Here is a 21522-nt window from a genome sequence, read left to right on the forward strand (position 1 = left end):
GCGTGGGCAGGAACGCGTACGGCCACGCTGCTCCCGCCCGCGGGGGCCGTACCCCGTGCGGACAGCACTGCAGTTCCTCATCGCCGCCCTCTTGATCATTGGGCGGGTGTGGTGGGAGATTCTCCAGGTTGACCATCAACCTGGGATGAGATGTGCCGTCCATAGCGCTCGAGAAGGAAACCCCTGGCACCGGTGTGCTGCCCCGGCAGTGGATCGGTCTGGCCGCCGGTGTCGCGCTGGCCCTGCTGGTCCGCACGCTCCTGCCCGATACCCTGGAATCCGGCGACAAGAACGTCGCCGCCGTCGCCACTCTCATGGCGGTCTGGTGGATGACCGAGGCGCTGCCGCTGCCCGCCACCGCACTGGTGCCGCTGGTGGCGTTCCCCGCCCTGGACGTCGCCCCCATCGGAGTGGTGGCTCCGCCCTACGCCAACCCGGTCATCTTCCTGTTCATGGGCGGGTTCATCATCGCGATCGCGATGCAGCGCTGGAACCTGCACACCCGGTTCGCGCTCGCCACGGTGAGCGTGGTGGGCACCAGTCCGGTGCGGATGATCGGCGGCTTCATGCTCGCCACCGCCTTTCTGAGCATGTGGATCTCGAACACCGCCACAGCGGTGATGATGCTGCCCATCGGTATCGCCGTGCTCGGCCTCATGGCTCAGCTCGGGGACGGGCAGCGTGACCCGAACTTCGCCACCGCTCTGATGCTGGGCATCGCCTACGCCGCGTCGATCGGCTCCCTGGGCACCGTGATCGGCACGCCGCCCAACACCCTGCTGCGCGGATACGCGGACGAGAACCTCGACATCCGGATCAGCTTCTTCCAGTGGATGCAGTTCGGGGTCCCCATCGCCGCGGTCTTCCTGGTGATCGCCTGGCTGGTCCTGACCAAGGTGGCGTTCCGGCCGCGGATCACCGAGGTCAGCGGCGGCCGGGAACTCATCCAGGAGCGCCGCCGTGAGCTGGGACCCATCGGCCGCGCCGAGTGGACGGTTCTGGCGGTGTTCGTCTTCGCAGCCGTCAGCTGGATGGTGATGCCCCAGCTGGCGGATGTCTGGGAGTGGGCGGGGCTGATCGATGACGGGGTGATCGCCATGACCGCCGCGCTGCTGCTGTTCGCCCTTCCGGTCACCGCCGACCGCAGGCAGCGGTCCTTGGAGTGGGAGGACACCAAGAACCTCCCCTGGGGCATCCTGCTGCTCTTCGGCGGCGGCCTGAGCCTGTCGGGGCAGTTCACCCGGGAGACGGAGGACGGCAGCACGGTCGGCCTCGGGCCGTGGATCGGTGACCGGGTCACCGGGCTCGACGTCTGGCCCACGGTGCTGCTCGTGTTCGCCGTCGGCCTGCTGGTCCTCCTGCTCACCGAGCTCACCAGCAACACCGCGACCACCGCGACCTTCCTGCCCATCATGGCGGGCGTGGCCGGCGGCCTCGGGCTGGACCCGATGCTGTTGCTGCTCCCCGTTGCCCTCGCGGCGACCTGTGCCTTCATGCTGCCGGTGGCGACTCCCCCGAACGCGGTGGTGTTCGGCTCGGGGCAGGTCACCATCGCACAGATGATCCGCGGCGGTGTCCTGCTGAACATGATCGGCGTCGTGCTCGTCACCTTCGCGGTCTACACGCTGGGCATCATCGTCTTCGGCATCAGCCTCTGAGCCCTTTTCCGGCTCGGTCCGGCGGTGCACCCGCCGGACCGGGCCGGCGGCGTTCAGGGGGCGCCGATCACGCCGCCGTCCGTGCGGCGGATGACGAGGGTGGCCGAGCGGGGCCGGCCCTCGGGGTCGAAGTCCGGCCAGTTGCTGACCGCGCGCGGGTTCTGCGGGGACGGGGTGCCCCAGGCCGCGCTGGACTCACCGGGGTGCTGAACGTTGACGAACATCGTCCGCTGGTCCGGGGTCGTGATCACCCCGGTGATCTCGCTGCCGCGCGGCCCGGTCAGGAAGCGCCGGATCTCACCGGTCCTCGGGTCGGCCGCCAGCATGGCGTTGTTGCCGATGTTGTCGTAGCCGCGTTCGGCCAGGGTCTGCGAGCTGTTGGAGACGTCGGTCTGAATCCACAGCCGGGCGTCCGCGTCGAACCACAGACCGTCGGGCGAGCCGAAAATGCTGCTGTCGGTCAGGGTCACCTGCCCGTCGTAGGCGGGGTCACCGGCCAGTACGAAGATGTCCCAGGTGAACATGGTGGCGGTGTGATCGCGGTTCTTCTCCGCCCACCGGACGATGTGGCCGTAGGGGTTGGGTTTCCGGGGGTTGACCGCACCGTCCCAGCCGGCGCCGTTGGTGAGGGTGCAGTAGACGTCCCGGTTCTTCGGGTTGACCGCGACCCACTCGGGGCGGTCCATCCGGGTGGCGCCCAGCGCGTCCGCCGCCTGGCGGGTGCGCAGCAACACGTCGGCCTGGTCCTCCCATCCGTTCTCCGCGGTGAGCGGGCCCTGTCCGAAGACCAGCGGCAGCCAGCTGCCGGTTCCGTCGTCCTCGAAGCGAGCAACGTACAGGGTGCCGTGGTCCAGCGGGCTGCGGCCACGGGCGCGGTGCGTCCGCCAGGGCGCGTCGCCGACGAACTTGTAGAGGTAGTCGCCGTTCTGGTCGTCACCCGAGTAGCCGACGATCCGGCCGCGCGACTCGGTGAGGGTCATGCCCTCGTGCTTGAACCGGCCCAGCGCGGTCCGCTTGACCGGCGTCGAGTGGGGCTTCTTCGGGTCGATCTCGACGATCCAGCCGAAGCGGTTCGGCTCGTTCCCGTTGACGGCGAGGTCGAAGCGCGGGTCAGCCAGGTGCCAGCGGTAGCCCGCCCCGGTCGCGGACACGCCGTACCGGGCCTGTTCCTCGGTGGGCCGCCAGGACGGGTCCTCGGTGCCGAAGTAGCCGTTCCAGTTCTCCTCACAGGTGAGATAGGTCCCCCAGGGGGTGACGCCGTGCGAGCAGTTGTTCAGGGTGCCCGCCGGCGGATCGGCGGCCCGCAGTTTCGGGTGGTCGGCGGGGACCGGGCCGGAGAACTCGACCGGGGTGGAGCCGGTGACCTTGCGGGCGTAGCGGGAGTCGACGACCTGCCACTCGCCGTCGACGAGGGCGATCTCCACCACGCTGACACCGTGCGCGGCCAGCGCCTTGGCGACCTTGTCCGCGGTCATCTCCTCGGGTCCGTCGGGGAACAGCAGCCGCTGGTCGACGTACTCGTGGTTGAGCACCAGCAACCCCCGCCGGTTGCCCTCCCGGCCGCGTCCGAGCGGGAAGAAGTGCATGCCGTCGTGGTGCATGCCGATCTGCTGGGCCTGTTCGGCGCTCGTGTTGGAGCCGTCCTTCCGCCAGGCGGGGCCGCCCGGCCGGAGCGGAGTGCCCCAGGGGATCAGGGTCCGCACCTCGTATCCCTCGGGGACCACGACGGTGTCGGCGGTGGAGGTGGGGACCGGCGCGAAGCCGAGCAGGCCGCTCTTCCCGGAACCCGGGCGGGCCCCCGCCATGCTCTCCGGTCGGCCGACGGCGGCGGCCTGACCGGTGCCGAGAAGGGATCCTGCGGAGAGAAACGCCGCGGCGGCCGCGGTGCCGCCACGGAGGGCCGCGCGGCGGGACATGTGTGTCTCCACGACCTCCCGGAACGACCGGTTTCCGGAAGGGTTGGAGCTGATCTCGTCCGGGTCGGTCTCGGGAAACGCCGGGCGCTGTGCTGACATCGGCCGTCCTCACTGTGCTCGTGGCCCCGCGGCAACGGGGGGTGAAGGGGTGTTGCCGCGAGGCTAGGAGCCGTCAGTGAAGCAGGGAGGCCGACAAAGTGAACGCCATGCCACCTCCGCACATACGGCCGAGCCGAATCCCCCGACTGCCGCAGCCGGGGCCCCGGAAGTGCGGTCAGCCCTCCCGTTGCCCGTCGACCCGCCGCGGCAGGCCGAGCGGGTTGTCCGCACGCAGCTCCGGCGGCAACAGCGCCTCGGGGGTGTCCTGATAGGTCACCGGGCGCAGCCAGCGCTCGACGGCGGTGGCACCGACCGAGGTGGAGGTGGAGGTGGTCGCCGGGTAGGGGCCGCCGTGCTGCTGCGCGGCGGCGACGGCGACGCCGGTGGGCCAGCCGTTGACCAGCACCCGGCCGGCGACCGGGGTGAGCTCGGCCAGCAACCGTACGGCGTCCTCACCGCCGTCCGCGCTTTCCTGGTCGCCGAGGTGCAGGGTGGCGGTCAGGTTGCCGGGCAGCCGGGACAGGACGGCACTGACCTCCTCGGGGCTCCGGTACCGGGCGACGACGGTGAGCGGGCCGAAGCACTCCTCCAGCAGCAGCTCGTGCGGTCCGTCCTGGGCCAGCCGTGCGGCGGGAACGGTGAGGAATCCCGGGGTGACGCCGCGCGGCGCGGTGCCCGTTCCCGCGGCGACCGGCGCGTCCACCTCCGGCAGGGCGGTGCGGGCGCGGACCCCCTCCAGGAAGGCGTCCCGCATCCGGCCGTCGAGGAGCACCCCCTCGGCGGCCTCGGCGACGCGCTCACCCAGCGCCTTCAGCAGCGCGTCACCCGCGGTGCCCTCCGGGGCGAGGACGAGCCCCGGCTTGGTGCAGAACTGCCCGGTGCCGAGCGTCATCGACCCGGCGAGGCCGGCACCGATTCCGTCGGCACGCTCCTCTGCTGCGGCCGGGGTGATCACGACCGGGTTGAGGCTGCCGAGCTCTCCGTGGAACGGGATGGGCACCGGGCGTGCGGCGGCGAGGTCGAACAGGGCCCGGCCCCCGCGCACCGATCCGGTGAACCCCGCGGCAGCCACCAGGGGGTGCTGGACGAGCTCGACCCCGGCGTCGAAGCCGTACACCACGCTGACGGTGTTCTCGTCCAGGCCTGCGTCCGCCGCGGCCCGGCGCAGCGCGGCTCCGCAGAGCGCGGAGGTGGCCGGATGGCCGGGGTGGGCCTTCACCACGACGGGGCAGCCCGCGGCCAGCGCGCTGGCAGTGTCTCCGCCCGGTACGGAGAAGGCCAGTGGGAAGTTGGAGGCGGCGTACACGGCCACGGGTCCCAGCGGGACACGGTAGCGGCGCAGGTCCGGCCGGGGCGGGGTGAGGGTCGCGTCGGCGTGGTCGATGATGACGCCGAGGAAGCCGCCGTCGGCCACCTCGTCGGCGAACGCCCGCAGTTGGCCGGTGGTCCGGCCGAGCTCACCCCGCAGCCGGGGTCCGCCCAGCGCGGTCTCGGCATCGGCGGTCCGCACGATCTCCTCCGCCTCGGCCTCCAGCCGGTCCGCGGCCGCCCGCAGCAGCGCGATCCTGGCGTCCCGGCCGGCGAGCCCCGGGACAGCCGCGGCGGCTCCCCGGACGGCCGCGTCGACATCGGCGGCAGTCGACTCGGTGCCGACCTGCTCCCGCTGTTCCCCGGTTCGCGGGTCCACGCTCCACACTGCTTCTGCCACCGCGTACTCCTCTGCTGGACAGGGCTGTTCGAAATCACGAACGGTATCTGCACATGCGAATGCCTGCCCGGACCCTATAGGGGACCGCGCCCTCCTGCAAGCGGTTGCAGGCGAACGCGCTCCTCACCACCGCCTTCCTGCGCAGCGCCCTGCGCCCCGAGGACACCGGCTGGAAGGCGGCGGCCACCGCACCGGAGGAAGACCCCGCCCCCTGGGGCATCCGCAGAGCAAATGGACCGGGCGACTCGTCCGCCGGCAGCACCCCGTGCGCCGGGAGACTTCCACGCCAGCAGCGGGGTCAGCGCACGCCGAGGAGCTGCTCGATCGGATTGATCGCGAAGTAGACGACGAACAGCGCGGAAGTCGCCCACAGCAGCCAGTGCACCTCGCGGGCCTTGCCGACCACCACCTTCACCACCACGTAGGCGATGAAGCCGGCGCCGATGCCATTGGTGATCGAGTAGGTGAACGGCATCACGGCGATGGTGACGAAGGCGGGAATCGCCAGGTCGTAGTGGGCCCAGTCCACGCGGCTGACCTGAGTCATCATCAGGAACCCGACGGCGACCAGGGCAGGAGCGGCGGCCTGTGACGGCACCACGGCGGCCAGCGGCGCGAAGAACAGCGCCAGGACGAACAGACCGCCGGTGACAAGGTTCGCGAAGCCGGTCCGCGCGCCCTCACCGACGCCCGCCGCGGACTCCACGTAGGAGGTGTTGGAGGACGCCGAGGCGGCGCCGCCGGCCACCGTGGCCAGCCCGTCCACGAAGAGCAGCCGGCCCAGGCGCGGGACGCGGCCCTGCTCGTCCAGGAGTCCGGCCTTGTTGGTGACGCCCACGGCCGTTCCCATGGTGTCGAAGAAGTCGGTCAGGAAGAGAGTGAAGACGAGCAGCACCACGGTGATGATGCTGACCTGCCCGATGGCTCCGAAGAGGCTGAAGGCGCCCACCAGGCCGAAGTCCGGGGCGGCGACCAGCTGGGCCGGCACCTCGGGCACCGTGAGGCCCCACTCACTGTCGTCGATGTCGGCGAGCGCGTGGATGACGACGGCCAGCACCGTCATGGCGACGATGCTCAGCAGGATGGCGCCCTTCACCCGGCGGGCCAGCAGGGCCAGGGTGAGGAGCACACCGAGGGTGAAGACGAACACCGGCCAGCCCGCCAGCTGCCCGCCGGTGCCCAGCTCCACCGGCACCGAGCCCTCCTCACCCGGGATCCGGGTGGCGAAACCGGCGTTGATGAAACCGATGAAGGCGATGAACAGGCCGATGCCCACGCTGATCGCCTGCTTCAGCTGGAGCGGGATGGCGTGCATCACCGCTTCGCGCAGCCCGGTGGCGGCGAGCACACAGATCAGGATGCCCTCGAGCACCACCAGTCCCATGGCCTCGGGCCAGGTCATCAGCGGGGCGATCTGGTAGGCCACCATGGCGTTGAGCCCGAGCCCGGCGGCGAGCGCCAGCGGCAGGTTCGCGGTGACGCCCATCAGCACCGTCATCATCGCCGCCACCAGCGCGGTGACGGTCACCAGCTGACCGAAATCGAGGACGTCCCCGTTCACATCCTGGGCGCCGCCCAGGATGATCGGGTTGAGCACCAGGATGTAGGCCATGGTGAAGAACGTGACCAGGCCGCCGCGGCTCTCCCGGGCGAAGGTGGTGCCGCGTGCGGAGATCTGGAAGAACTCGTCGACACGCCGCAGGTGTGCGGAGCGGCCGTCCGGGCCGGACGTCTCCGGTGCTGCGGCCGGCTCAGAGGATTCGGGCGGTTTCGGCATCGGGGACCTTCGGCGCTGGGTGACGGGGAGTGCGAACGGAGGGATTCTCCCTGCTCAAAGATTTCCTCCAGGTTTCTCCGGACCACCCGATGCCGCTCCGTTATCCAATCGAGCCGTTCCGGCGAGCCGGTACGCGAGGCCGGATCCGGAGCGCAGCCGGTCCGGTACTCCCAGGGACCGGATACCACCGGGCCGGATACTCCCGGGGCCGGCCGCCCGGGAGCGTGCCGCGGACGTGCCGGTGGCCCCGCCGGGCGGTCAGTCCGTGCCGGGCGCCGGAGTCGCGCCACGGGCGGCCAGCGCGCAGCGGCGGGCGACCGCCGCGAGCCGTGCGGCTTCCGGCCCCGCGCCACCCGGGTACGGGAAGCGGCGGCGCACATAGCCGAACGCCAGGCCGCTGCGCGGATCGGCGAAGCCCATCGAACCCCCGGCACCGTCATGGCCGAAGGCCCCGGCCCCCTGGGAGGGCAGGTCCACCATGAATCCGAGGCCGTAGACGCGGTGCATGTGCAGCACCAGGTCGTGGCCGGCCGAGTGCGGCTGGGCGATCCGGGCGACGGTCTCCCCGGCCAGCAGCGGGGGCCGGCCGTCCACTCCGCTGACCGCCGCGGCATACATCCGGGCCAGCCCCCGGGCGCTGCCCACGCCGCCGAAGGACGCCGGGCCGGCTGCCCTGATGACGCGGTGGTTGGGGAGCTCCTCCAGAGCGGGGACCCCGGGATGGTGCAGGTTGGCGGCGATCGCACCCAGGCTGTCGGGCACCGGGAGAGCCGCCTCCCACTGCCGGCGCTGCTCCGGAGTGGGCCGCATCGGCAGGATGCCGGCCACCCGCGGCTCGTACCGCTCCGGCAGGCCGAGGAAGAACTCCAGACCCAGGGGCCGCTGGAACTGCTGCTCGAAGCACTCCTGGAGCGACCTTCCGGTGGTCCGCAGCACGACCTCACCGAGCAGTGCGCCGAGGGTGACGCCGTGGTAACCGAAGGCGGAGCCGGGACGCCAGTACGGACGGTGCGCGGCGACCCGCTCGGCGACAGTCCGGTCGTCGGCCAGCTCCTCCAGGGAGAAGCCCGCCTCGGTGCCCACCGCGCCCGCGCGATGGGAGAGCAGCTCCCACAGCTTCACGGTGTCCTTGCCCTCGGCAGCGAACTCCGGCCAGTAGTAGGACACCTCACGGTCCGCATCGAGGATGCCGTCCTGCAGCAGCAGGGCCGCGACCAGGGCGGCTGCGCCCTTGGACGAGGAGAAGACGCCGAGCAGGGCGTCCCCGGCGAGATCGGGGCCACCCCACAGGTCGGCCACCGGCACGCCGTCGGCGAAGACCGCGACCTGCGCGGCGTGGTCCGGGCGTTCCCGCAGGACGGCGGCGAAGGCCTCCCGGACCGGCTCGAACTCCTGCGACACCGTGCCCTGCACCCGACCGGACACTGCACTCATCTGCTGCTCTCTCTCCCTCTTGCCCGACCGCTTCCCGGCCGGTTCCGGAACGCCTGCCCGTCCGGCCCACCGCAACCGGTTCGGCGGGCGGGGACAGCCGGGCCCCCCGTCAGGTGCGGGCGCGGGCCTTGAACGCCGCCCTGCGGGCCTCTTTGGCCACCTGCTTGTCCGGGTGCAGACGCCCCATGGACTCCAGCACCTCGACCACCGCGGGGTGGTCGGTGCGCCTGGCCCGGTCGAAGAACCCGCTGTGCTGGTCCACCAGACCCTGCACCAGCTCACGCAGTTCCACCGGGTCCTCCTCGCCGGCGAACAGGGACAGCTGGGCGGCGAGGGTGTCGATGGTCAGCCAGAAAATCATGTCCTCGGACGGCAGGGGCACTTCGGACGCCCCTCGCTCACTGAGCCAGACCCGGGCGAGGCCCCCCAGCTCGCTGTCGTCGAGGACCTCACGGACCGCGGGCTCCGCCCCTCCGCCGATCAAGGACATCACCAGCTGGCAGCTCAGCCGCCGGGCGGGGCCCTCCGGATCAGTGCCGCGGGCAGCGGCCAGCAGGTCACGGGCAGCGGCCAGCTGGTCCCGGCCGTCCAGCCACTGTTCGGCCTCCGCGCGGGCCGCCGTCTCGGGATGGCGCCCGAGCACCCCCAGCAGCGTCCCGGCATCCTCCTCGGAGAGATCGCCGACGGCCGGGGCCTCCAGCCCGGCGTCGAGCATCCGCTGCCGGACCCCGTACAGCCCGAGCGGGGTCAGCCGCACCTGGCCGTACCGGGTGAGGTCCTCGTCCTCGTCCTCCGTCACTCCGGGCCCGGGGTCCCCGTCCTGCTCGTCCAGGATCAGCGCGTCATCGACCGGATGGTAGTCCAGTGCGCCGGTGTCGGCGAGGACGCGGAACTGCCCGTCCAGCTTCATCATCGTCGCGGAGACCTCCTCCAGCACGCTGTCGGAGGGCTCGTCCATGTCCTCGGGAACCACCATGGAGGCGGCGACCACCGGGAGCGGAACCATGGCGCCCGCTGCCACCGTCTCGTCCGTGGCGGCGAGCAGGTAGAGATTGCTCAGCGCACCGTCGAGGAAGTCGCTTTCCTGGTCCGGGTCCCAGTCCAGGGCGCCGAGATCGATCGCCGCCGGGTCGATCCGACCGTCCGCACCGAGCGCACCGTCGAGGTCCCCGATCAGCTCCTCGAAGCTCGGGGTGGAGGCGTCGGACAGTACGGCGTCCAGACCACCGAGCCAGACCTCCAGCACGTCATCCGGAGCGCCGGCGGTCAGCCTGGTCAGCTCCTCGCCCGGCGCGGCGGTGCCGATCGCGGCCTCGGATTCGCCCTCCGGTCTCGCGGTCTCCGCCCCGGACGCGGCCCCGGGCTCACCGGTCTCCTCGATCTCCACCAGCCCGGTGTCGACCGCGAAGTTCCATGCCTCGGCGGTGAATGCGGCGCCGTCCCGCCCGGCGTCCAGACCGAGCCGGCCGACCGCCTCCCGCAGTCCGGCGGTCAGCAGCTCACCGCCGGCTCCGACCGGGACACCGGGCTCCGCCCAGCGGGCGAGCCGCACCGCACGGGAGAGCAGCGGTGCGGCGAGGGCGTCCCGGGCGAGCTCGGCGTCGGAGGGCAGCCGCACGGGCGGCACGGTGGGACGGTCGTCACCGGACATGACGGTGGGCTCCTAGCGGGGGAGGGCTGTGAAGGTCCCAGCCTAGACACGTTTCCGCCCGCACGTCCGGTTCACCGGAACGCCGCCCCACCGCCCCCCGGGGTCCGTTGACAAGTACCCCGCACTGGGGGAGCTTTACGCGCGTAGAAGTGTCGCCGCACCCGTGTTCGCCGGAGGTTGACTTGCCCCCCACCCCAGCCGCCCGATCCCGCCGTCTGCCACGCCGCGGCGCGGCGGTCGGCGCTCTCAGCGTCGCCGCCCTGTGCTCCACCCTGCTGGCCCCGCCGTCCTCCGCCGCAGGGTTGCGCTCCGGCCCGGACACCGCGGCCGGCGACGTCCGCATCCACGACATCCAGGGCACCACCCGGATATCGCCCTACGCCGGGGAAGAGGCCACTGATGTCCACGGCATCGTCACGGGGGTCCGCACCTACGGTTCCCGCGGCTTCTGGATGCAGGACCCGCGGCCCGACGACGACCCCGCCACCAGCGAGGGCCTCTTCGTCTTCACCGGCTCGGCTCCACAGGTGTCGGTGGGTGACGAGGTGCTCGTCTCCGGCCGGGTCGGGGAGTACTACCCGGGCGGAGCAGGCGCAGGTCTGACCTCGGTGACCCAGCTGTCCGGACCCGCCGTGACCGTACTGTCCTCCGGCAACGAGCTTCCGCCGCCCGTCGTGCTCGGTCCGGACACCGTTCCCGGCACGTTCGCCCCGCAGGGCGATCCCGGGCAGGACGGGAGCATCGAACACCTGGAGCTCCGTCCGGACACCTACGCGCTCGACCTGTACGAATCACTCGAAGGAATGAACGTCCGTTTCACGGACGCACGGGTGGTGGGCCCCAGCACGCAGTACCACGAGCTGTGGGTGACGCTGAAGCCGGAACAGAACCCGACCCCCCGCGGCGGCACGGTGTACCGCTCCTACGAGGACCAGAACTCCGGGCGTCTGAAGGTGCAGTCCCTGACCCCGGCGGCCGAAGAGCCCTTCCCGGCCGCGAACACCGGTGACGTCCTGACCGGGATCACCGAAGGTCCCCTGGACTTCGACCAGTTCGGGGGGTACAAGATCGCCGCACGCGAGCTCGGCGAGGTGCGGCCGGGCGGCCTGGAGCGGGAGCGCACCCGTCCCCAGCACCGCACCGAGCTGGCGGTCGGCACCTACAACGTCGAGAATCTGCACCCGGGGAACGACCAGGTCAAGTTCGACCGGCTCGCCGAGGGCGTCGTCGACCATCTGGCCTCCCCCGACATCCTCGCCCTGGAGGAGATCCAGGACAACACCGGCCCGGTCGACGACGGTACGGTCAGCGCCACGCTGACTCTCCGGATGTTCACCGATGCGATCGTCGCGGCGGGCGGGCCGCGCTACGAGTGGCGGGGCATCGACCCGGAGGACGGACAGGACGGCGGCCAGCCCGGAGGCAACATCCGGAACGTCTACCTCTTCAATCCGGAGCGGGTCTCGTTCACCGACCGGCCCGGCGGTGACGCCACCACCCCGACAGGAGTACGGAAGGAGCGGGGCAGGGCGGCACTGACCCACTCCCCCGGCCGGGTCGACCCCCTCAGCGACGCCTGGGAGCGCAGCCGGAAACCACTGGCCGGCGAGTTCACCTTCCGCGGCAGGCCGGTGATCGTGGTCGCCAACCACTTCAACTCCAAGGGCGGCGACCAGCCGCTGTACGCACGCTTCCAGCCACCGAACCGCACGACCGAAGCCCAGCGTCTGTTGCAGGCGGAGTCCGTCAACACCTTCGTCAAAGACATTCTGTCGGTGCAGAAGCAGGCGAACGTCATTGTCCTCGGTGACATCAACGACTTCGAGTTCTCCGCCACCACCTCGGCTCTGACGGCGGGCGGCGCACTGCGCAGCGCCGCCCTCTCGCTCCCCCCCGGGGAGCGCTACAGCTACGTGTTCCAGGGCAACTCGCAGACCCTGGACCAGATTCTGGTCTCACCGGGGATCCGGCGTTTCGACTACGACATCGTGCACCTGAACGCGGAATTCGCCGACCAGGCCAGCGACCACGACCCGCAGGTGCTGCGCTTCCGGCCGTAGACGGCGGAATCGTCGCCCCCGGGCCTCGGCCGGGGGCGACGATTCCGGGCGGCTGCGCGCCGCTGGAGCAGCGCCGACCGGGAGCAGGTCAGTCGTTGTGGTGCAGTGCCGCGTTCAGGCCGCCCCAGGAGCCGGTGCGCTGCAGAGCCTCGACGGCACCGGAGGTGGAGTTGCGGCGGAACAGCAGGTTGTCGGCGCCGGACAGTTCCACCGCCTTGACGACCTGGCCGTCCGGCAGGGTGACGCGGGTGCCCGCGGTCACGTAGAGACCGGCCTCCACGATGCAGTCGTCACCGAGCGAGATCCCGATGCCGGCCTCGGCTCCGAGCAGGCAGCGCTCGCCGATGGCGATGGTCTGCTTTCCGCCGCCGGACAGTGTCCCCATGATCGACGCACCGCCGCCGATGTCCGAGCCGTCGCCCACCACGACGCCGGCGCTGATCCGGCCCTCGACCATGGACGAGCCGAGCGTGCCGGCGTTGAAGTTGACGAAGCCCTCGTGCATCACGGTGGTGCCGGCGGCCAGGTGGGCACCGAGCCGGACCCGGTCGGCGTCGGCGATGCGCACGCCCGACGGCACCACGTAGTCGGTCATCCGCGGAAACTTGTCCACACTGGTCACCAGCAGCGGCGTGCCGGCCGCCCGGGCGGCGAGCCGGACCTGCTCCACCCGGTCCACCGCGACCGGACCCAGGTTGCTCCAGGCGACATTGGCCAGCAGGCCGAACACGCCCTCCAGGTTCTGCCCGTGCGGCCGGACCAGCCGGTGGCTCAGCAGGTGCAGCCGGAGGTAGGCGTCGTAGGCGTCGGCCGGCTTCTCGTCCAGCGAGGCGATGACGGTGCGAACCGCGACGACCTCGACCCCCCGCAGCGGGTCCGGGCCGAGCGCCTGCGCCGCGGCGTCCGGGCCGAGCAGCTCGGCGGCGCGTTCCGGGCTCAGCCGCTCGGTACCGGACGGGCCCAGGTCCTCCTGACCGGCGGCGGTGACAATCTCGGGGGACAGGAACCAGGTGTCCAGCACGGTCCCGTCGGTGGTGAGGGTGGCGAGCCCGGCGGCGACGGCGCCGGTGGGAGTGGTGTCAGTGGCAGCGGTCATGGTCAAACGCTAACCGGCTGCCCTCGGCGAAGGCGAACCGGTCCCGCCGACCGGTATCAGCCGCCCGAACGCCGCACTGACCTGCTCGGGATCGCACGGTCTGCCGGTCAGCACCAACTGGAGCATCAGTCCGTCCAGCAGGGCGACCATGGCCCGGGCGGTGGCCTCGTCCGGGACCAGGTTCCGCAGCAGGGCGGCCATGTCGTCCAGGCATTGCGCGGCCAGCGGGCGCACCGCGGTGCGGCGCAGCCCGGCGAAGTAGAGCTCGTACTCCAGCTCGACCCGGGAGCGCTCCCCGGCCAGGGACTCCGCCACGAAGCGGGCCGTCTCGTCGGCGAGCGGGACGCCCGGGTCCACCCCTTCGACCCATGCGGCCACCCGGGCCAGCCAGCCGTCGTTCACCTGCCGCAGCGCGGCGACCAGGAGATCGTCCAGACTGCTGAAGTGATACGTGGTGGAGCCGAGCGGCACGTCCGCCTCGGCGGCCACCGCCCGGTGGCTGAGCCCGGCGATGCCGCGCTCCCCCACCACCCGGACGGCCGCGCTGACGATGCGCTCCCGGCGGTCGGGGTCGTACCTGCGGGCCATCAGTGGGTGCTTCCGATGTTCAGCACCACGACGCCGGCGATCACCAGCCCGACGCCGGCCAGCCGGGTCAGTGTGACGGCCTCACTGAGGAAGAGCATGCCGATGGCGGCGATCAGCGCGGTCCCGGCTCCGGCCCAGATCGCGTAGGCCACCCCGATGTCCATGGTCTTCAGCGTCTGCGCGAGCAGCGTGAAGGCGACCCCGTAGGCGGCCAGGCTCCCCAGCGTCGGCCACAGCTTGGTGTAGCCGTCGCTGTACTTCATGACCGTGGTGCCCAGTATTTCCGCCAGGATCGCCCCGGCCAGCGTCACGTAGACCATGTGTACAACCGTACACAACGGTCCCGCTCGACGACCGGGCGGCAGGACGGTGACGCGGCTGCTTGGAGGTGTGTCGTGAGAACCGTTCCTGCCGCCCCTCCGGCGGCCCTGGCTGCCGGCCGCCGGGCAGCACACGGCCGTGCCCCGCCGCAGGGCGGCGGGGCACGGCCGTGATCGCGTGGTTCCCCCCGCCGGAGCGGGCGGGTCTCAGACGTTGAAACCGAGCGCGCGGAGCTGGTCGCGTCCGTCGTCGGTGATCTTGTCCGGCCCCCACGGGGGCATCCAGACCCAGTTGATCTTGAGCTCCTTGACGAGCCCCTCGGTGGCGGTCTTGGCCTGGTCCTCGATGACGTCGGTCAGCGGACAGGCCGCCGAAGTGAGCGTCATGTCGATGGTGGCCACGTTGTCCTCGTCGACGTGTACGCCGTAGATGAGGCCGAGGTTGACCACGTCGATACCCAGCTCCGGGTCGACGACGTCGTACAGCGCCTCACGGACCTCGTCCTCCGAGGCCGGCTTGATCGCGGTGTCGCTCATGCAGCACCCCTTCCGTTCGCTTCTCCCGCCGAGGCGGACGTGCGGTTGTGCCCGTGGCTCATACGGACTTCTTCTCTGCGGCTTCGCCCAGGGCCCAGGCGGTCGCGTCCTTCCAGGCCATCCAGCTCAGCAGGGCGCACTTGACGCGCGCCGGGTACTTCGAGACTCCGGCGAACGCGACCGCGTCCTCCAGCCGCTCCTCCATCGCGTCGTCCGGCTCCAGCCGGCCCCGGGACTGCATCAGCTCCAGGAATGCACCGTGGACCTGCCATGCCTCGTCGAGCTTCTTGCCGACCACCAGCTCGTTGAGGACGGAGGCGCTGGCCTGGCTGATGGAGCAGCCCTGCCCGTCGTAGCTGATGTCGCTGACGATCTCCCCGTCCAGCTTCACCCGCAGGGTGATCTCGTCCCCACAGGTCGGGTTGGTGTGGTGCACCTCGGCGTCGCCGTCCCGCAGCCCCCGCCCGTGCGGATGCTTGTAGTGGTCCAGGATCACGTCCTGGTACATGGAATCCAGCTTCACGTCAGGCCCCTCATCCGAAGAAGTTCCGTACGTACTCCAGACCCTCGACGAGGACGTCGACCTCGCCGGGTGTGGAGTACAGATAGAACGACGCCCGGGTGGTCGCGGGAATTCCGTAGCGCAGGCAGACCGGACGCGCGCAGTGGTGTCCGACCCGGACCGCGATGCCGCGCTCGTCGAGCACCTGGCCCACGTCGTGCGGGTGGATGTCGCCGAGCGCGAAGGAAATCGCCGCTCCGCGGTCCTCCGCCGTCGGCGGGCCGATGACCCGCAGGCCGGGCACGGTGGCCAGGCGCTCCAGCGCGTACGCGGTGATCGCCTGCTCATGGGCGGCGATCCTGTCCATGCCTATGGCGGAGAGGTAGTCCACCGCCGCGCCCAGGCCCACGGCCTGCGCGATGGGCGGGGTGCCGGCCTCGAACTTGTACGGAGCGGGGGCGTAGGTCGAGGAATGCATCGAGACGGTCTCGATCATCTCGCCGCCGCCGAGGAACGGCGGCAGGTCCTCCAGCAGCTCCTGGCGTCCCCACAGCACGCCGATGCCGGTGGGGCCGCACATCTTGTGACCGGTGAAGGCCACGAAGTCGGCCTGCAGCGCCTGGACGTCCAGCACCATGTGCGGGGCGGCCTGGGAGGCGTCGAGGAGCACCAGGGCACCCACCTCCTGGGCACGCCGCACGATCGTCTCGACCGGGTTGTGGGTGCCCAGGATGTTGGAGACCAGGGTGAACGAAACGATCTTCGTGCGCTCGGTGATGACCTCGTCGATGTTCGACAGGTCCAGCCGGCCGTCGTCGGTGAGACCGAACCACTTCAGCTTCGCACCGGTGCGCTGCGAGAGCAGCTGCCAGGGAACGATGTTGGAGTGGTGCTCCATCTCGGTGATGACGATCTCGGTCTCGGCGTCCACGCGGTAGGGCTCTTCCGCCCATCCGAGCATGTTCGCGACGAGGTTCAGCGACTCCGAGGCGTTCTTGGTGAAGATCACCTCGTCGCGGCTGGGAGCGTTGATGAAGGCGGCAACCTTGTCCCGCGCGCCTTCGTACAGCGCCGTGGCCTCCTCGGCGAGCACGTGCACGCCACGGTGCACGTTGGCATTGTGCCGCTCGTAGTAGGCGTTCAGCGCGTCCAGCACCTGACGCGGCTTCTGCGAGGTCGCCGCGTTGTCCAGGTACACGAGCTTCTCGCCGTCGTGCACGACCCGGTCCAGGATCGGGAAGTCCTTGCGGATCGCCTCGGTGTCGAGGAGGCCAGGCAGATGTGTCACGCCCCACATCCTCCGTTCGGTGCTCTGTCCGCGGGGAGCCCGCGGTGGTCGGTGGTGAGCTGCCCGGCGGCAGCCGCACACGTGTCGATCACGAAGCCACGCCGCCCTTCACGTACTTCTCGTAGCCCTCGGCCTCCAGCTCGTCGGCGAGCTCGGGGCCGCCCGACTTCACGATGCGCCCCTTGGCGAAGACGTGCACGTGATCGGGGGTGATGTACCGGAGAATACGGGTGTAGTGCGTGATCAGCAGAGTACCGACCTCACCGCTCTCCCGCACCCGGTTGACGCCCTCGGAGACCACGCGCAGTGCGTCGATGTCCAAACCGGAGTCGGTCTCGTCGAGGACCGCGATCCTCGGCCGCAGCAGCTCCAGCTGGAGGATCTCGTGGCGCTTCTTCTCACCGCCGGAGAAGCCCTCGTTGACGTTGCGCTCGGCGAAGGCCGGGTCGATCTCGAGGCGCGCCATGGCCTCCTTGACCTCCTTCACCCAGGTCCGCAGCTTGGGGGCCTCGCCGCGGATGGCGGTGGCGGAGGTGCGCAGGAAGTTGGAGACCGACACCCCGGGGATCTCGGTCGGGTACTGCATGGCGAGGAACAGACCGGCCCGGGCACGCTCGTCGACGGACATCTCCAGGACGTCCTCGCCGTCGAGGCGCACGGTGCCGCCGGTGACGGTGTACTTCGGGTGCCCGGCCAGCGAGTAGGCGAGGGTGGACTTGCCGGAGCCGTTGGGGCCCATGATGGCGTGCGTCTCGCCCTGCTTCACGGTCAGGTCGACACCGCTCAGGATCTCCGTGGGGCCGGTGTCGCCCTCTACGGAGACGTGCAGGTCGTGGATCTCAAGCGTTGCCATAGGGAACTCAGGACTCCTGGGTGACGGAGACGAGCACAGCCGCGCCGGGGCCGTCTCCTTCGATCTTTACGGGATATACGGGAATGGGGCGGGTGGCGGGCAGGCCCGAGGGCTTGCCCGTCCGCAGGTCGAACATCGAGCCGTGCAGCCAGCACTCGATCATGCAGTCCTCCACCTCGCCCTCGGAGAGCGAGACGTTCGCGTGCGAGCAGATGTCGCTCACCGCGTAGACCTCGCCCTCCGTCCGGACGACGGAGACGGGCGTGCCGGCTATCTCCACACGCTTGGGGGTGTCCTCCTCGAGGTCACCCAGCAGGCAGACCTGCTCGTACCCTGCGACGCTGTCGGCGGTCATCCGACGGACGCCTTCAGCTCGGCCTCCAGCTTGGCGGCCAGCCGCTCCTCGACGTCCGGCACGCCGATCTGCTGCAGCAGCTCGGCGAAGAAGCCCCGCACCACGAGGCGGCGGGCCTCGTCCTGCGGGATGCCGCGGGCCATCAGGTAGAACAACTGCTCGTCGTCGAAGCGGCCGGTGGCCGAAGCGTGCCCGGCGCCGACGATCTCGCCGGTCTCGATCTCCAGGTTGGGCACCGAGTCGACCCGGGCGCCGTCCGTGAGCACGAGGTTGCGGTTGAGCTCGTAGGTGTCGGTGCCGGTGGCGGCGGCCCGGATCAGCACGTCGCCGATCCACACCGCGCGGGCGTCCCGGCCCTGCAGCGCGCCCTTGTAGACCACGTTGCTGCGGCAGTTGGGTGCCTCGTGGTCGACGAAGAGCCGGTGCTCGTGGTGCTGGCCGTTGTCGGTGAAGTAAAGGCCGTAGAACTCGGCCTCGCCACCGGGGCCCGCGTAGTCGACCCGCGGGTGCAGGCGCACCAGGTCACCGCCGAAGGTCACCACGACGGACTTGAAGGAGGCGTCCCGGCCGACCAGCGCGTTGTGCTGGGCGCAGTGCACCGCAGTGCTGTCCCAGTCCTGGACGGAGACGACCGTCAGCTTCGCGCCGTCTCCCAGCACGTACTCGACGTTGGCCGCCCGGACGGTGTCGCCGGTGTGGTCGATGACGATGACGGCCTCGGCGAAGGCGCCCAGCTCGAACACGGTGTGCCCGTAGGACACGCCGCCCTCGCCGTGCAGGGCGACCCGGACCGGCTCGGTGAGCACCGCCTCGGCGGGCACCGACACGACCGTGGCCTTCTCGAAGGAGCTGAACGCCTGCGCGGCGACCCGGTCGACGGGCTTGCCCGCCCGTCCGATCCGGGCGTCGTCGCGGGCGACGGTCTCGACCGTCACCCCGGCGGGGGCGTCGATCTCCGCCTTGACGACGCCCGAGGGCACGGCGGTGCCGTCGTGCAGGCCCCGAAGTCGGGACAGCGGGGTGAACCGCCACTCCTCCTCGCGGCCGTGGGGTACCGGGAAGTCCGCCACATCGAAGGACGGCGATGTGCTCATCCTGGTGGCGACGGTGGACTCGGCGGCCACCGCGATCGATCCGGTGGTGTTCGCACCCGCCGGAATAGTCTGGGCGTCAGCCATGGCTGTGGTCGTGCTCGCTTTCTGCAATGAGGGGTCTGCGGGTGTCAGGGGCGCCGTCAGCCGACCGCGCCTTCCATCTGCAGCTCGATCAGCCGGTTCAGCTCCAGGGCGTACTCCATGGGCAGCTCCTTGGCGATCGGCTCCACGAAACCGCGCACGATCATCGCCATGGCCTCGTTCTCGGTCATGCCGCGGCTCATCAGGTAGAAGAGCTGGTCGTCGCTGACCTTGGAGACGGTGGCCTCGTGGCCCATCGTCACGTCGTCCTCGCGGACGTCGACGTAGGGGTAGGTGTCGGAGCGGGAGACGGTGTCCACCAGCAGCGCGTCGCACAGCACGTTGGACTTGGAGCCCTCGGCGCCCTCCCCGATCTCGATGAGACCGCGGTAGGAGGTGCGGCCGCCGCCCCGGGCCACCGACTTGGAGACGATGTTGGAGGAGGTGCGGGGCGCCATGTGCACCATCTTGGCGCCGGCGTCCTGGTGCTGGCCCTCGCCCGCGAAGGCGACGGACAGCGTCTCGCCCTTGGCGTGCTCGCCCATCAGGTAGATGGCCGGGTACTTCATGGTGACCTTGGAGCCGATGTTGCCGTCGACCCACTCCATCGTCGCGCCCTCGTAGGCGACGGCGCGCTTGGTCACCAGGTTGTAGACGTTGTTCGACCAGTTCTGGATCGTGGTGTAGCGGCAGCGGCCGCCCTTCTTCACGATGATCTCCACGACCGCGGAGTGCAGCGAGTCCGAGTCGTAGATCGGGGCGGTGCACCCCTCGACGTAGTGCACGTAGGCGTCCTCGTCGACGATGATCAGCGTGCGCTCGAACTGGCCCATGTTCTCGGTGTTGATCCGGAAGTAGGCCTGGAGCGGGATGTCGACGTGCACGCCCTTCGGCACGTAGATGAACGAGCCGCCGGACCACACGGCGGTGTTCAGCGCGGCGAACTTGTTGTCACCGGCCGGAATCACCGTCGCGAAGTACTCCTGGAAGAGCTCCGGGTGCTCCTTGAGCGCGGTGTCGGTGTCCAGGAACAGCACGCCCTGCTCCTCCAGGTCCTCGCGGATCTGGTGGTAGACGACCTCGGACTCGTACTGCGCGGCCACCCCGCCGACCAGGCGCTGCTTCTCCGCCTCGGGGATGCCGAGCTTGTCGTAGGTGTTCTTGATGTCCTCCGGCAGGTCGTCCCAGGTCTGTGCCTGCTTCTCGGTGGACCGCACGAAGTACTTGATGTTGTCGAAGTCGATGCCGCTGAGGTCGGAGCCCCAGCTGGGCATGGGCTTCTTCTCGAAGAGCTTCAGGCCCTTGAGCCGCAGCTTGCGCATCCACTCCGGCTCGGACTTCTTGCCCGAGATGTCGAGGACGACCTCCTCGGAGAGGCCGCGCTTGGCCGCGGCACCGGCTGCGTCGGAATCGGCCCAGCCGTATTCGTAGGTGCCCAGGCCCTCGAGTTCGGGGTGGGCGGTCTCCGTGGGGAGCGTCATGCGGGGTTCCTCCCGGCGGTGCGTGATGATGCGGTGGTCTTGGTGGACGGGGCCGGTGCGCCCGGCGGCCGGTCCGGTACGAAAGTCGTGCACACCCCGTCGCCGTGGGCGAGGGTGGCCAGCCGCTGCACGTGCGTGCCCAGCAACTGGGAGAAGGCTTCGGTCTCCGCCTCGCACAGCTGCGGGAAGCGCTCGGCGGCGTGCGCCACCGGGCAGTGGTGCTGGCAGAGCTGCTCACCGGCGGAAGCCGGTGCGGCGCGGGCGGTAGCAGCGTACCCGTCGCGGGACAGCGCTTCGGCCAGCGCTTCGGTGCGCCGGTCGGAGGCGGCCTGCTCCACAGCCGGGCGGTACCGCTCGGCCTGGGCTTTCGCCCGGGCCCTGGCGAAGGCCAGGACGGCGGCGCCTCCGCGCTCCCCGTCACCGGCACTCTGCGCAATCCAGCGCAGCGCCTCGACTGCGAGCTCGTCGTAGGACTGGTCGAAAGCGTCCCGGCCACTGTCCGTCAGGGTGAAGACCTTCGCGGGCCGCCCTCGGCCGCGCGAGCCGTAGACCCGCTTCTCGCGGGGCTCCACGACGCCTTCACCGACCAGGGCGTCCAGGTGACGGCGGACCGCCGCCTGGGTCAGCTCCAGCCGGACGGCGAGCTCGGCCGCGGTGGACGGGCCGTGGTCGAGAATGGAACGAGCCACCCGCTGCCGGGTGCCGAGCTGCTCCTCCGGCGCGGACAGCGCGGATCCGTCGGCGGCTGTCGCAGCCGTCCGCCGTTCCTGTCGCTCGTGCAGCCCTCCGGAGGTTTTCACAACGCCATTGTTGCGTAATTCGCTCCGAGCGGGCAAGCCGGGCCCTGACCGGCCGCAATGCCGTGCGTCACGTAAGGCTTGCCTCAGTTCCCGCTCCCCGCAGGGGCACCGAGGGGTGCGGGGGGCTCCGGAAGGAGAAAATATCCGGCCGCATCGGGGCGTGTTTCGCCGGTGCGCGCGGGGGCGGCGGGCCGAGTCGCGTCCCACGCGGTCCGGCCGGAGCC

18 protein-coding genes are annotated in these 21522 nt (G+C 70.8%); 2 read left to right on the forward strand and 16 right to left on the reverse strand.

The window, feature by feature from the left end:
• Positions 1 to 152: 152 nt before the first annotated feature.
• Positions 153 to 1658, forward strand: coding sequence for an SLC13 family permease (locus tag PJ985_RS12875; RefSeq protein WP_271683843.1), 1506 nt, complete (start codon positions 153 to 155; stop codon positions 1656 to 1658).
• Positions 1659 to 1711: 53 nt separating this feature from the next.
• Here the strand turns inward: PJ985_RS12875 and PJ985_RS12880 are convergent, their stop codons facing one another.
• From PJ985_RS12880 to PJ985_RS12900, 5 genes are all read right to left on the reverse strand, one after another.
• Positions 1712 to 3673 (reverse strand): PhoX family protein, encoded by a 1962-nt coding sequence (locus tag PJ985_RS12880; RefSeq protein ID WP_271683844.1) that lies wholly within the window; start codon positions 3671 to 3673, stop codon positions 1712 to 1714.
• 175 nt (positions 3674 to 3848) lie between these two features.
• Entirely contained in the window at positions 3849 to 5369 is a 1521-nt protein-coding gene (locus PJ985_RS12885) for an aldehyde dehydrogenase (NADP(+)) (RefSeq protein ID WP_271684033.1), read from the reverse strand.
• 310 nt (positions 5370 to 5679) lie between these two features.
• Positions 5680 to 7158 carry an NCS2 family permease gene (locus PJ985_RS12890; RefSeq protein WP_271683845.1) on the reverse strand — a complete coding sequence of 493 codons (1479 nt, stop codon included), beginning with the start codon at positions 7156 to 7158 and terminating at the stop codon, positions 5680 to 5682.
• Between the two features lie 258 nt (positions 7159 to 7416).
• Complete coding sequence (locus PJ985_RS12895; protein ID WP_271683846.1) at positions 7417 to 8592, reverse strand: serine hydrolase domain-containing protein; 1176 nt, start codon at positions 8590 to 8592, stop codon at positions 7417 to 7419.
• 109 nt (positions 8593 to 8701) lie between these two features.
• Positions 8702 to 10243 (reverse strand): hypothetical protein, encoded by a 1542-nt coding sequence (locus tag PJ985_RS12900; protein WP_271683847.1) that lies wholly within the window; start codon positions 10241 to 10243, stop codon positions 8702 to 8704.
• 182 nt (positions 10244 to 10425) lie between these two features.
• On the opposite strand from PJ985_RS12900, the gene PJ985_RS12905 reads away from it, so the two are divergent.
• Entirely contained in the window at positions 10426 to 12303 is a 1878-nt protein-coding gene (locus PJ985_RS12905; RefSeq protein WP_271683848.1) for an endonuclease/exonuclease/phosphatase family protein, read from the forward strand.
• An 88-nt stretch (positions 12304 to 12391) separates the two neighbouring features.
• Here the strand turns inward: PJ985_RS12905 and dapD are convergent, their stop codons facing one another.
• The 11 genes from dapD to PJ985_RS12960 all read right to left on the reverse strand — a co-directional run bounded on the left by dapD (position 12392) and on the right by PJ985_RS12960 (position 21280).
• Positions 12392 to 13399: a 2,3,4,5-tetrahydropyridine-2,6-dicarboxylate N-succinyltransferase gene (gene dapD / locus PJ985_RS12910; RefSeq protein WP_271683849.1), complete on the reverse strand. Its 1008-nt coding sequence runs from the start codon at positions 13397 to 13399 to the stop codon at positions 12392 to 12394.
• Positions 13400 to 13408: 9 nt separating this feature from the next.
• Complete coding sequence (locus tag PJ985_RS12915) at positions 13409 to 13987, reverse strand: TetR/AcrR family transcriptional regulator (RefSeq protein ID WP_271683850.1); 579 nt, start codon at positions 13985 to 13987, stop codon at positions 13409 to 13411.
• Positions 13987 to 14307: a DMT family transporter gene (locus PJ985_RS12920; RefSeq protein WP_271683851.1), complete on the reverse strand. Its 321-nt coding sequence runs from the start codon at positions 14305 to 14307 to the stop codon at positions 13987 to 13989. The genes PJ985_RS12915 and PJ985_RS12920 overlap by 1 nt, the downstream gene beginning before the upstream one ends.
• A 207-nt stretch (positions 14308 to 14514) precedes the next feature.
• On the reverse strand, positions 14515 to 14844 hold the full coding sequence (locus PJ985_RS12925; RefSeq protein ID WP_271683852.1) for a metal-sulfur cluster assembly factor: 330 nt from the start codon (positions 14842 to 14844) through the stop codon (positions 14515 to 14517).
• A 58-nt stretch (positions 14845 to 14902) separates the two neighbouring features.
• Positions 14903 to 15367 carry a Fe-S cluster assembly sulfur transfer protein SufU gene (gene sufU, locus PJ985_RS12930; RefSeq protein ID WP_271683853.1) on the reverse strand — a complete coding sequence of 155 codons (465 nt, stop codon included), beginning with the start codon at positions 15365 to 15367 and terminating at the stop codon, positions 14903 to 14905.
• A gap of 10 nt (positions 15368 to 15377) precedes the next feature.
• Positions 15378 to 16634 carry a cysteine desulfurase gene (locus tag PJ985_RS12935; RefSeq protein ID WP_271683854.1) on the reverse strand — a complete coding sequence of 419 codons (1257 nt, stop codon included), beginning with the start codon at positions 16632 to 16634 and terminating at the stop codon, positions 15378 to 15380.
• An 88-nt stretch (positions 16635 to 16722) separates the two neighbouring features.
• Positions 16723 to 17487 carry a Fe-S cluster assembly ATPase SufC gene (gene sufC, locus PJ985_RS12940; RefSeq protein ID WP_271683855.1) on the reverse strand — a complete coding sequence of 255 codons (765 nt, stop codon included), beginning with the start codon at positions 17485 to 17487 and terminating at the stop codon, positions 16723 to 16725.
• A gap of 7 nt (positions 17488 to 17494) precedes the next feature.
• Positions 17495 to 17842 (reverse strand): non-heme iron oxygenase ferredoxin subunit, encoded by a 348-nt coding sequence (locus PJ985_RS12945; protein ID WP_271683856.1) that lies wholly within the window; start codon positions 17840 to 17842, stop codon positions 17495 to 17497.
• Positions 17839 to 19020 (reverse strand): Fe-S cluster assembly protein SufD, encoded by a 1182-nt coding sequence (sufD, locus tag PJ985_RS12950; RefSeq protein WP_271683857.1) that lies wholly within the window; start codon positions 19018 to 19020, stop codon positions 17839 to 17841. Before sufD ends, PJ985_RS12945 begins: the two co-directional genes overlap by 4 nt.
• A 56-nt stretch (positions 19021 to 19076) precedes the next feature.
• A complete protein-coding gene (gene sufB / locus PJ985_RS12955) occupies positions 19077 to 20498 on the reverse strand; it encodes a Fe-S cluster assembly protein SufB (RefSeq protein ID WP_271683858.1) in 1422 nt (473 codons plus the stop codon).
• Positions 20495 to 21280: a helix-turn-helix transcriptional regulator gene (locus PJ985_RS12960; protein ID WP_443033484.1), complete on the reverse strand. Its 786-nt coding sequence runs from the start codon at positions 21278 to 21280 to the stop codon at positions 20495 to 20497. Before PJ985_RS12960 ends, sufB begins: the two co-directional genes overlap by 4 nt.
• Positions 21281 to 21522: the final 242 nt, after the last annotated feature.

The sequence above is a fragment of the Streptomyces sp. ACA25 genome (genome assembly GCF_028200735.1).
GTDB lineage: Bacteria > Actinomycetota > Actinomycetes > Streptomycetales > Streptomycetaceae > Streptomyces.